General features: G+C 44.0%; 10 protein-coding genes. 7 read left to right on the plus strand and 3 right to left on the minus strand.

The window, feature by feature from the left end:
- The 6 genes from ACJJIR_RS08365 (at nucleotide 1) to ACJJIR_RS08390 (ending at nucleotide 8,134) form a co-directional block, all read left to right on the plus strand.
- Complete coding sequence (locus ACJJIR_RS08365) at nucleotides 1-1,110, plus strand: efflux RND transporter periplasmic adaptor subunit (protein WP_444907995.1); 1,110 nt, start codon at nucleotides 1-3, stop codon at nucleotides 1,108-1,110.
- A 10-nt stretch (nucleotides 1,111-1,120) separates the two neighbouring features.
- Complete coding sequence (locus tag ACJJIR_RS08370; protein ID WP_444907996.1) at nucleotides 1,121-4,801, plus strand: efflux RND transporter permease subunit; 3,681 nt, start codon at nucleotides 1,121-1,123, stop codon at nucleotides 4,799-4,801.
- Between the two features lie 141 nt (nucleotides 4,802-4,942).
- Nucleotides 4,943-5,290 (plus strand): hypothetical protein, encoded by a 348-nt coding sequence (locus ACJJIR_RS08375; RefSeq protein ID WP_444907997.1) that lies wholly within the window; start codon nucleotides 4,943-4,945, stop codon nucleotides 5,288-5,290.
- Nucleotides 5,291-5,484: 194 nt separating this feature from the next.
- Complete coding sequence (locus ACJJIR_RS08380; protein WP_444907998.1) at nucleotides 5,485-6,375, plus strand: AEC family transporter; 891 nt, start codon at nucleotides 5,485-5,487, stop codon at nucleotides 6,373-6,375.
- 138 nt (nucleotides 6,376-6,513) lie between these two features.
- Nucleotides 6,514-7,038, plus strand: coding sequence for a hypothetical protein (locus ACJJIR_RS08385; protein WP_444897625.1), 525 nt, complete (start codon nucleotides 6,514-6,516; stop codon nucleotides 7,036-7,038).
- Nucleotides 7,039-7,165: 127 nt separating this feature from the next.
- Entirely contained in the window at nucleotides 7,166-8,134 is a 969-nt protein-coding gene (locus ACJJIR_RS08390) for a UDP-glucose 4-epimerase family protein (protein WP_444907999.1), read from the plus strand.
- Between the two features lie 30 nt (nucleotides 8,135-8,164).
- Here ACJJIR_RS08390 and ACJJIR_RS08395 read toward each other — a convergent pair whose 3' ends face one another.
- The 3 genes from ACJJIR_RS08395 to ACJJIR_RS08405 all read right to left on the minus strand — a co-directional run bounded on the left by ACJJIR_RS08395 (nucleotide 8,165) and on the right by ACJJIR_RS08405 (nucleotide 11,168).
- Complete coding sequence (locus ACJJIR_RS08395; protein ID WP_444908000.1) at nucleotides 8,165-8,716, minus strand: hypothetical protein; 552 nt, start codon at nucleotides 8,714-8,716, stop codon at nucleotides 8,165-8,167.
- A 420-nt stretch (nucleotides 8,717-9,136) separates the two neighbouring features.
- On the minus strand, nucleotides 9,137-9,847 hold the full coding sequence (locus ACJJIR_RS08400) for a hypothetical protein (protein WP_444908001.1): 711 nt from the start codon (nucleotides 9,845-9,847) through the stop codon (nucleotides 9,137-9,139).
- Nucleotides 9,848-10,514: 667 nt separating this feature from the next.
- The gene (locus ACJJIR_RS08405; RefSeq protein ID WP_444908002.1) at nucleotides 10,515-11,168 is read right to left on the minus strand and encodes a class I SAM-dependent methyltransferase; all 654 of its coding nucleotides are present in this window, start codon (nucleotides 11,166-11,168) and stop codon (nucleotides 10,515-10,517) included.
- A 469-nt stretch (nucleotides 11,169-11,637) separates the two neighbouring features.
- Between ACJJIR_RS08405 and ACJJIR_RS08410 the strand changes: the two genes are divergently transcribed.
- Nucleotides 11,638-11,874: a LexA family protein gene (locus ACJJIR_RS08410; protein WP_444908003.1), complete on the plus strand. Its 237-nt coding sequence runs from the start codon at nucleotides 11,638-11,640 to the stop codon at nucleotides 11,872-11,874.
- The last annotated feature ends 307 nt before the right edge of the window (nucleotides 11,875-12,181 follow it).

The raw sequence follows: 12,181 nt of genomic DNA on the forward strand, positions 1-12,181 counted from the left end.
ATGCGCGTTATCAGCCTCTATATTATCGCTATATTAGTGGTCGTCGGTGGTTGCCACCGCCAACCACCGGAGAGAAAGCCCACACCGGTGGAAGTTTTTGTTGCCCGCTCGCAAGACGCAGCAGCTGGTTATCCTTACTCCGCAGTCGTCAATCCTTATACGCAAGTTGATGTGGCATTTCGTACAGAAGGCTATGTGCGTGTAATTCCCTCTCGAAAGGCGCTCGGGCAGACGCGTTTACTGCAAGGAGGGGACTACGTTAAACGCCATGAAGTACTGGCTAAGATTGATGACGAGCAATATAGAGATCGCGTGGTAGAGGCCGCTGCGAATGTGAGTAAAGCGGAGGCAGAACGGCGTAAAGCTGATCTCAATTACAAACGGGCAACTGCGCTTTTTGCCACTGCCAGTATTACCGCTCCTGATTATGATTCAGCTAGGGAAGAGTATGAAATTGCGCAGGCTTCGGTGGTTGGCAGCAAGGCCCACTTAGATCGGGCAGAGGAAGAGTTGCAAGATACGGTACTGCGCTCCCCGCTTACCGGAATTATCCTGCAGCGCAATATTGAAGTGGGGACTTTGGTTCATTCGCAGTCGGTTGGTTTCGTTGTGGCCGACATCTCCCGAGTTAAGGTGGTGTTTTCAGTGCCTGACATAGTGTTGAGTTTTGCGCCTCTGGGAAGTGTGGTGTCATTGCGCACAGAGTCTCTGCCAGACCTTACATTCAAGGGGATGATCACTGAAGTTTCGCCCATGGCTGACCCCCGCACCAGAGTATTTGCGATTACGGTTACCGTTGACAACCCTAAGGCGCAATTACGGGTAGGAATGATTATGTCTTTGGCCTTGGATAAAATACCGATACCTCCAGATAGGGTCGTTATACCTCTCTCATGTTTAGTAGCCCATCCTGGTAAATCTGAAGGGTTCGCTGTATTTGTACTGGAAAATGATGGGAAGGTCTTGCGCGCAAAACTAAGAAAAGTTCTCCCGGGGCAAGTAGTTGGCAATGATATTGTCATTATCCAAGGGTTAACCGAAGGTGAGGAGGTTGTATCAACCGGTGCTGCCCAGCTCAGAGATGGGGAAGCCATAATTGTCGTGCCTTGAGGGCTAGGGAATGGCAGATCAGGAAGAAAAAAGACAGGCGGAAATTATTGAGGCGGAAAGTCACCACCGCTTCAATACTGCCCGCTTTTTTGTAGACAACCCAAGTATTTCCGCTGCATTACTGGTTACTATCCTGATATGGGGGGTAGTTGCATATCTCTTTATGCCGAAAAGCAAAGATCCAGATATTCCTGTGCGTATTGCTGTAGCAACAACTCATTGGCGTGGACAATCTGCAGTAAGAGTTGAAGAGTTGGTAACTCGAAAAGTTGAAGAGGCGATAGCGCAGAGTGAATATCTTCACGAGCCAGACTCAAGGACCTTTGCAATAAAGTCCCTTACATTAAATGGTGTCTCTATCGTACAAGCGCAGTTGGCACCGAAAACCGATGTTACCAAGGCATTTAATGATCTTAATCTGAAGCTGATTGATGCTCAGCAGCAATTGCCATCTGGAGCTAGCAAAATTTCTCTGAACTCGGAGTTTGGTGATACTGCAGCTATATTACTCAGTGTTGCTAGTCCCCATGCAGGGCCAACTGAAATTACATTACGTGCGGAGGATATTAGGGAAGGTATTTCAGAGGTTCGAGGGCAAGAGTCAAATAGTAAGGGACGGGTGAGTATTGTTGTTGCCCTTCCTTTGTCTTTAGCAGATACGTACTCTGCTACAGGCCTATGGATTTTTGCTAACTGGCTGGAGGCCCAAGGATACGGAACGAATTTTGAAGTATTAAATGGGACTGGCTACCTTGGGCTGGATTTTTTATCTGATAAAAGTAACAGTGAAATACTAGCGGCTACAAAGCTCTACCTATCCGATAGGCTAAGTGCCCAGCGCTTTTTTCCCGATGCTTGGGACCCTTTCGTAGTTCGTAACCTAGCCAATACTCGTGACAACTTAATGAAAGTGGCAGGTGCGAAATATAGCTATCGTCAACTTGATGATTTCTCTGATCTTATTGCAGCAAATATAAGAGCCATTCCTGAAGTGAAAAGGGTGTTAAGAACTGGTGTGCTGACTCAGGAAGTGAAACTTCTGTATTCGCAGGAGAGGTTGGCCTCCTATGGGCTGCGACCTGACATGATTGCCCCTATTCTCAATGCCCGCAATACAACTATTCCCGGCGGTACCATTATTTCGGATGATTTGGGTATCGCTATTATGCCCAGCGGTGAATTTAATAATCATGAAGAAATTGCCAGCGTTCCGGTGGCCTTAAGCGATACAGGAACGCCGGTATATTTGCGGGGAATTGTCGATATTATTATGGGGTATCAAGCGCCACCGCCCCTGTTAAATTACTACGTAAATAAAGATGAAAATGGAGACTGGCAGCGTAGCCGCAGCATTAACCTCTCTGTGCAGATGCTGGATGGCAAACAAATAGGCGAGCTTGGTCGCAATGTTAGCACAGTCTTGGAAAAGGTTAAGGTTGATTTACCAAAAGACCTTATTATTGAAAGAGTTTCTGATCAGCCGCGTCAAGTGCGAGAGAGTGTAAGCCTCTTTCTAGAAGCTTTGATAGAGGCGATTATTTTAGTTGTGATAATTGCATTTATCGGGTTTTCAGATTGGAGATCTGCTGTACTGTTAATGATATCTATACCAGTAACACTGACAATGACCTTTGGATTTATGCAGCTGCTGGGGATAGATATTCAACAGGTGTCAATTGCTGCGTTGATAATAGCTCTGGGCCTTTTGGTAGATGATCCAGTAGTGGCGAGTGACGCGATTAAACGACAAATGGCATCCGGTAAACCCTCAATTATTGCTGCTTGGTTGGGCCCAACTTTGCTGGCTAAGGCGATTTTTTTTGCGACATTGACAAATATTGTTGCGTATTTGCCGTTTTTATTGCTAACGGGTAACCAGGGGGATTTTCTACATAGTCTTCCTGTTGTGATGGTTTGTGCTTTGGTTGCATCCCGCATTGTTTCCATGACATTTATCCCTTTTCTTGGGAATACGTTATTACGCCCGCCGGATCAAACGGAGCGCAGTTTGGAGGTGCGGCGGAAAGAGGGGCTTACCGGGCACTACTACCGAACAGCAGATTGGGCTATTAGTAACAGAAAGATTGTTATATTAATTGCTTTAGGCATCCTTGTATTGGGTGTTGTTATAAAAAGCCAGTTGAGGAATGCATTCTTTCCCGCTGATGTTCAGTATTTATTTTATGTTGATATCTGGTTGCAAAATGATGCGAGTATTGATGCAACGGATAATGTAGCAAAGGTCGCAGAGGAAATAATTAGAGAAACTATCGAAGAGTATCAGCGGGAGCATGTAAAAAATAGTGACGGACCCATATTGGAGGGGATTAGCAGCACTTTAGGTGGTGGGGCGCCACGTTTTTGGTACACCTCCAATCCTCAACAAAAGCAATCCAATTATGGGCAGATTATCGTTCGATTAAGTGATAAGTATCTGACACCTATTCTAGTTCCAATTATCCAGGCTGCTCTTTCTGAACGAATCCCTGGAGCGGAGCTAGATGTTCGCCAGCTACAAACAAGTACAGTTGATCACCCTGTTGAGATAAGAGTTTCTGGGCGAGTTGCTGTTGGGTCTTTGGAGGAGGAGAAGGATATAGCACTTCTGCGAGAATATGCTGCAAAAGTTAAAGAAATTATTGAGAAATCTCCTTATGCTCGTGTGGTTCGCGCTGATTGGGCAGGAAAAAGTCTAGTAATGAATATGAATGTGCTAGAAGATCGAGCTGAGATGTCGGGCGTAACCAATGCTGATATCGCTCTGGCATCGTCTTCAGGTTTTACTGGGTCTACAGTGGATACCTTGCGTCAGGGAGATAAGGAAATACCTATTGTTGCCCAGCTTCGATTGGCGGAACGTGGACAGTTGGAGGATGTCAATAATCTATATGTATTCGCATCTGATAGCGATATTCATATTCCATTGCGACAAGTGGCAACCACTTCCATTCTCTTTTCGACAGAAAGAATATATAGATTGGAAAAGTTTCGAACGATTACTGTTTATGCATTTCCATATTCCGGGTTCATTTCATCAGATATTATGTCTGGTGTTCAAAAAGAGTTAAAAGAACTCTCAAATTCCTTGCCTGCTGGATATCAATTGCAGATATCTGGAGATGCAGCCAGTACTCGTCATGGATTCTTGCAATTACTAATGATCATGGCTGTTTCCTCCAGTGCAATATACCTTGCTTTGGTATTCCAATTTAGTAGTTTGATAAAGCCTCTGGTAGTGTTCGCCACGGTTCCATTAGGTATGGTGGGTGCACTAGTAGCGTTGTTTATATCTGGTCAGCCATTTGGCTTTATGGCGTTTTTAGGGATAGTGAGCCTAATAGGCGTCATTGTCAGTCATATTATTGTCCTATTTGATTTTATTGAGATGCGTCATACTGCAGGAGATTCGCTTCGTCAGGCATTACTTGATGCAGGTATTCTTAGACTGCGCCCCATTTTAATCACTATTGCAGCGACGACCTTCGCCTTAATCCCCTTAGCTATTCACGGAGGCCCCCTCTGGCGGCCATTATGTTTTGCGCAAATTGGCGGCCTTATCTTGGCCACTTTTGGAACACTATTTTTGGTGCCGGTCATCTATACAACTATGGTAGAGGACTTAAAATGGATTAAGTGGATTGAGCGTAAGCCAAAGAAAGGGAGCGATCCCAGTGACTTGGTGACTACCTAAGTCATGTTTTCCCTTCCCTGGGGCATGCTGTAGAGATTCGATGGCGCCTTCAGGTAGTAATACTATTGGCCGGAAGGAAAAGGCTACTTACTGAATATCAGTTGTAAATTACCACTGATATGCTCAGAGAATTGTCACTTAATGCAGCGCAGCTGGATAGTGAAAAGGCTATGTTTTGATCCTGCAAACTCGACAACTGCTAGGATCAAAATGCGCCTATTAATGAAAATCCTGATACCGGCAAAGGCCGGCAACAAGTCCATTGCTGATGATAGTATGTCTGTAGCGATGAATGATTTTATCGCCTCAGCCAATCCTGAGGCTTCCTACTTCTTTTTGGAGCAAGGAAAGCGTGCAGCAATTTTTATCTTTGAGGAGAACTGTCAAGATCAGTTGATGACCTATAATGAAAAATTTTTTGCGGCCTTTGATGCTGAAATATGGATCACTCCGACCTTAAACCTTAAGGAGTTGCAGTTGAATTTATAGGCATTTTTTATGGTTGCAGTTTCTGACTTGAAAATCTGTCAGAACATCGCAATTTTGCCTGCTTAATTCTGTGGGATATTAGAAGGTAAATATATTATCGATTTTTTTTGTGTGTTCTGGTGGGGCTGTCAGCGTATTAAAGGGGTGCTTGTTACGCAGTGCTGAGAAGTAGGGCAGAGGGGGTTTGATGTTCGATGAGAACCCTATTTGAGAACGTATTTGAAGTTATTATTCCCGTATTTATCTGCGTTCTTATTGGATACCTGTTTGCAGCAAGTAAGCAAGAATTAAATTCCAAAATGGTATCCAAATTAATGGCCCATATTGGTTATCCGGCGCTGATATTGGATCATATGCTGGGCCAGCAGATAGTATTGGGTAGATTTCTATGGATGCTGTTGGCCGCCTTCCTGATGTACTCGTTGATGTCAGTGCTAGCCCTTCTATTCTTATCTTTATTTAGGCAAAATATACGTACTTACTTTTCTTGTCTAAGTATGAACAATGTAGGCAATATCGGCCTCGCAGTATGTGCGTTAGCATTTGGACATGCGGGAGTTCTATACGGAATTGCTTTTGTTGTTGTGGGAATGATTTTTTTCTTTGTGGTTGCTCCTGGAGTAACATCGGGTAGCTGGTCGGCCAAGGAAATTATGCTTAGCCCAGCAATTTACAGTGTGGTTTTTTCTATAGTCGCATTGATTTTCAATATAAGTTTACCAAAGCCCGTTATGTCATCTCTTAATATTTTGGGCGGTATGGCAATCCCTCTAATGTTGTTGACCCTCGGACATAGCTTGGCCCAAATTAAGCTGGGTGATACTAAGATTGGATTGGTCTTTGCTATTGGGCACATAATTCTCGGTGGCGCCGTCGCGCTTATTTTGATAAATCTGTTTAACTTTACGGGTGCTATGCGAGGGGTGCTTATTCTGCAATCCCTTATGCCATGCGCTGTTAGTACTTACCTCTGGATATCTATTTATCGCCCCCAAGATACCCCGAAGATATCCGGTATTATTTTCCTCTCAACTATTATGAGCATTTTTATTTTGCCTGTTGTGTTGACTTATTGGGTACAGTAGTTCATAGCTAGTGCCTGAGCTTCAGGCTATTTGGGAGTGATAAGGTGGTTCACTAAACTTCTGTGTGTTGTTCATTTGGCCTTCACAGTACGGAATTCACAGCCGTAGGTAGATTATTTAGGGAGGCTCCAGACTTAAATGCCAACACAGATTTTGACTGGGCGGCCACTCTTGCTGCTGTTGACGTTGCTACTTTTCATGCTGGCTGTGCCACTTCTTGTTATTGCAACTCCCCATCCTCCAGGGCTATTAACCAGCTCCAATGATGATCAATATGCTAATGAGGAGCTATTGGGAGTTACATTTTTTCGAATGCTCCATCTGGATAGTACTATGGATAAGCAGGTGCGCCCGGATAGAAAAATCCAAACACCACCGATCCGCCACTTTGAAGGTGCTACTGCCAAGAACTTTCAGGAAAAGATAGCCCATAAAAAATACCACCAGATTTGTGATCGTCAGTCACCCAAAGGGTTGTCTCTTTGCGAGGAGGCGAACTGGAAGTACAAGCAAGCGAAAGCCTGTTTACAAGCCAGGGAAGCCTGGGAGGCCCGCTGGGGCAGGCCGGATACTCAAGCTCCACATGGGAGAGCCCTGAAGAATGTCCGGGCTCGGCTTAAAAATGCTATTACTGACAAAGAACGCCTTTGTGGTATTGAATAGAGTTCTAATAGCCAGCGATGCTTGGGTAGTTTGTCATGCTCACTATGTAGTTGACGAGATAAAGGTGTGTCGAAAAAGTGGTCCGTGTAAACTAACGTGAATTCTACAGCTGAGAAATAGGCCCCCATTGAAAGGACGTATATTACTAACCGGCGCTAGTGGCTTTGTGGGAACCGCACTCTTGCCGCAGCTTCGCAAAGACGGTTACCAGGTTTTGCCGGTGTATCGCCGCGATGTTGAGGGTGGCTTTCAGATCGGTGACCTGTCAAGCAATACGGATTGGGCACAGGCGCTTGTCGATATAGATACAGTCATTCACACCGCTGCGCGCGTCCATGTAATGGAGGAGACCTCTGCTAACCCTCTGGACGAATTCCGTCGGGTGAATGTCGGGGGTACTATCAAGCTGGCACAGCAGGCGGCTTCATCCGGTGTTAGACGTTTTATTTATCTTAGTTCTATTAAGGTTAACGGGGAGTCTACCGACAACCGCTTACCATTTAATGCGGATGAACAATGTGATCCTACGGAGCCCTATGGGATTTCAAAGAAAGAGGCCGAAGACGCACTGCTTGAGCTGGCTGAATCTACGGGGATGGAAGTTGTTATTATCCGCCCACCTCTGGTCTATGGTCCTGGGGTGAAGGCGAACTTCCAAGCGATGATGCGTTGGCTTACCAAGGGGATCCCGCTGCCACTTGGGGCTATTAATAATCGCCGAAGCTTGGTATCTATCGGTAATTTGATCGACCTGATCCGCGTTTGTATTTCTCACCCCAATGCGGCAAACCAGGTATTTCTGGTATCCGATGATATGGATGTATCGGTAACAGATTTGTTGCGTGGTTTATCCCATGCCATGGGATGTGATGCTCGACTATTGCCTCTTCCCCAATTCGCACTCACCAGTGCGCTGAAGCTAATAGGAAAGGGGGCAGTTGCCGAGCGCTTGTGCGGTTCACTACAAGTGGATATCACTAAAACCAAAGAGTTGCTTGACTGGACCCCCCCGGTGGCCTTAGGTGAAGGTCTGGCGGAGACTGCACAGGCATATTGCCAGGCAGGAAGCTCTCAGACCCCACAAAAGAGCACTTAGTCAACATTTATTGCCTACGGAGAGGGGTAGTCACCCCTCGTAATTGGCAACCGCAGCGTAAAAACCAAGCAAGTAGGTTGCTGGAACCTCAATGGTAGAGCTGTGCCCGGATCTTGCTCTCAGTTTAAGTTTGAGTTTATCTCGATTGCGCACCGAAGCCTGTATTTGTTCCTCAGTGAGAGCAATATCCAGAATCTCTTCAAGCATACATTCATTACCACTTACGCATTGAAGGACATTTTTGTTAATAGGGGCCGTCTCTACTGGTTGTCCGCCATTTAACTCCGCAGACTCATAGTGACGCCACGCCTTGCGATAGGTGATATGGATCTGTAGATGGTACTTCGTTGGTTCGTTAGCAGCGGGTTCAAATGCGCGGAGGTTGTAGTAGTAGAGGTTCAGGTCAGAGCCATCAGTAGTGGCCTGTAATTTCGGCCCTGAGAACTGAGTACCAGAATTTTCCCCACTAGCTTGTATAGATACCGCCTGTCTGATTTCCCCTGCCGTTTTTTCCGAGAGCTGAGTGACTGAACTACAGCCAGCCAATAAAACCGCTACCAGAGTTAGTGTGAATTTAGTCATGGGTCTTCCCTGTTTTCTTTTCACTTCTTTTGGGGCGGAAGTATCGCATAGTTGGAGTGCTGGCTGAAACTCAAGGTTGTCGTTTAGCTGGGTTTTGCCCTGAAGTTGTTATGCAAATGTACGAGTATGTCACTGATTTATCAGAGAGGCAGGTTGGCGCCAAAAGATAATATGTCGTAAGTGCTAGCTTGGGGAGATTACTTTAGGTGTGGCAAATACAGTGAAATATACCTTTTTCAGGCTTAGCTAATTAATCTTGGTGAATTAACTGGAAGAGGTTTCACTGGTTGACAAACTCTTCTGAGCCTAAGCTAGGTATAGTCCCTATATATTATTGCCATGGTTATAACTCAATACACTTCAAAGCTGCTAACACCGCCTTGCCGCGTAATTGTCGGCAAGGGGTATTCTTTATGAGGCTTATTGTTTTTTCAAGATTACAGGTGCGCCTTCTCCAAAAACCAATATGGATCTTCTGATATTTGGATCATTTGGATCATAGGAAACAAACAGATTCCCAGCAGAGTCACCCGTAAAGAAGTTGGCTTCGAAGATCTTCCAGTCTTGATCGTTTTTTACGCGGTGTTCAGCTGCGCATAATTTTGTATTGCATGAAAAAATGCTCTCTACTTCGATGTTGAGGTTTGCGGTAGTGGATCTGGCTAGTTGATTGAAATCCTCAGATTTCATTAAATTTTCTGATAGCAGTTTGGGGATTGTGCTCATTATATCTTTATAGTTTTTACTATTGATGACGAGCCCAATTCCTTCGGATTTTGCCGCATTTAGATTCCCATCGATTAATATTTCAGCTAAGTCAATATCCAGCCTTATATTGCATGAGTGGTTTTGTATTTTATCTGCACACAGCACACTCTCTGCTACTGCCTCAGAGTCTTCGTTGCTTGATTGGGGCAGGTCTACATCTTCTGTACTTCCAGTAAGGGTATATTCTTCCAGTTTGGTATGATTCTGTTTTGATCTTTCAAGTCCTAGATTATTATTTTCTTTGTTCCCTGTTATCGTAGTCTGGGAAGACTGTTTATTAGCATCGTCTGTAGAGTTTTTTGTATATAGGTAAGTTGTTGCGGCAATTAAACCAGCAATCAGAGAAATATAAATTTTGTGCATATCACTTCCATGGATTTTCTTGGTTGAATAGATTCGTAATTGGCGGATTTTTAGTTTTGTTTATTTGTAGGGGCTGCCAATAGATGTTCTAGCTTTAAAGCAATGCATGCGGCGGTATAAAACTTGCTGTGAGTTTTTCATGTTGGGGATGGTGAGGCTATCTATTGCAGGCGTCATCGCCGAATGCTGGCTTGAATTCATGAGAACTATTATCACTTCTGGTTGTTGGTTTTATTTCTTGAGAGAATATACATCTTTATATTTATTTTTCCAGCAAAACCTGGCTTTTGCTGGGTGTTTGTACCAATTGGAGAAATCTGGTGGAGAAATTTTAGGGCATTTATAATAGTATTTTTGAGACGCTATATTGATATCATATGTGATGGAAAATAGAGGGGCCGGCCCAGGGGTGTTCATTAGGTTCTTGTGTCATTTAATTCAATACGATGTTGATTTCTCTATCTGCAGTATATCCATGTTAGAAAATTCCATGTTAAGTAGGGGGTAATAGTTTTTTTCCGGATTCTAATAGGGCGCTCACATTTGTTCATGGTGATGGGTTGCTATTTATCTGACGTGGAGGTTCTGCAAAATTGTTGTCGAGATGAGGTAAGTGTGGGGTTTTCTCTATCCTGGATGGATTTCTCCAGGTCAGGTAAATGAGTAATTAATATTTCTTCCCTGTAATTATCACTGAGTCTGCTTGGATCATAGTATCTCCAAAAGGAACCATTTCCTTATCAAAAAAAGAGGACTCAACAGCGTTAAACCCCGCATCTTTCATAAGAAATTTGATTTCGGCTGTAGTGCGTATGTGAAATTTGAACTGAGTAAAGGGTAATTGTTTAAGCGACTTATCAGATCGAATTCCAAATGCCACTCGGCCTCCAGGTTTAAGCCATTTGAAAATATGCTTGAAAAAAATTGACAGATCTTTAATGAAGTAGAGTAGATTAACCCCAATAACACCATCAATGCTTTCATTTTTAAGTTGGACCTCCAAGCAGTCACCATAAACTACTTTAGTGGTACAATGATTTCCTGCCAAATTTTTCTGAAGTTCTTCTGCCATAATTTCCGACATTTCAATACCCAGATAGTGTCCGTTACGACCTAAGTTTTCCAATATTGGTAGTGACAGAGATCCGTTGCCTGGTCCTATCTCGATAATTGACTCACCTTTTTGGGGAGACAACTTCTCAATGGTTTGACTAGTAATAATCTGGTTGAGAATATTCATTTTATTGCCTATATCGATACCAGCATCCCCCTCAGGGCATGAAAGTTGGTTTGCGATAGATTGCAGATCTTGATCTTGCATTGGTGTTCACTTTGCCGTTGTTTGTTTCGCCCATTAGTATACTCCGAAAATTCCGTAATGCTGAGTTGCTTGGAAAAAATTGTTACGTACATTTTAAGTAGGCTTAGTCCAGTATCACGATGCTGTATAAGTTGTGTTATGCACCATCGGATATTTTTTTGAAATATCCCTTTGTTTTTATCCGGTTTTCTATGTATCTGATATCTAAAGTTGATTTGGGTGCTGCAAATAGAGGGGATTATCTATTTATATTTCGGTCGTTTTTTGGTACACAAAAGGATCGAAAAGCAGAGCGTAGATTGATGTATGTGCTTTGCACTGGATAGGGTGGGGTGATTATCACTTCTTTGGTGTAAATGGGGGCTTATGTAGACTAGGAAACGGTGCGTGGCTTTGAAGTCACATGTACTAGTTGTCAATATTGGGGCTAAACAATAGTTTGTATTTATATAGTATTGCAGTATCGGATATGAAGTTCCTTTCTTTATTCAGTCGTAGTGTTGCCTGCGGCTTTCTCTCGCCAGCAGATGAGCATGCAGAGGCTGCGTTGAGCTTGGACCAGCACTTGATCACGAGTCCAGCTGCCACGTTCCCGGCCAGAGCTTGTGGTGATTCTATGCAGAATCTTGGGATTTTTGATCGTGACCTTCTGGTAGTAGATCGGTCTCTTACGCCTGTTCATGAGGATGTTGTTGTGGTCGCTTAAGTTGGGCAGATAACCTGTAAGGTGCTCGATTGTCATAAGGGCAGGCTGTTATTAGCAAACGATTAATATGAACCAATTCCTATTGGGGATGGCCAGGAGTTGATTGTTGAGGGGGTAGTAAAGGCCTCTATCCTTGTACCATCGCCCCTGCTAATGTTGGCCTTGGTTGATTACAACAGCTGCTATGCCAGCTGTGAACAAATATTTCGTACGGACTTGGGCGGTGGCCTGCTCTGTTGAGGCCAAATCGCTTGGTATTCCCGAATTACAACCTTTCTTCAAAATTGAGCACCTACTGCGGAAGCAT

The sequence above is a fragment of the Microbulbifer maximicatervae (SeqCode) genome (assembly GCF_052467385.1).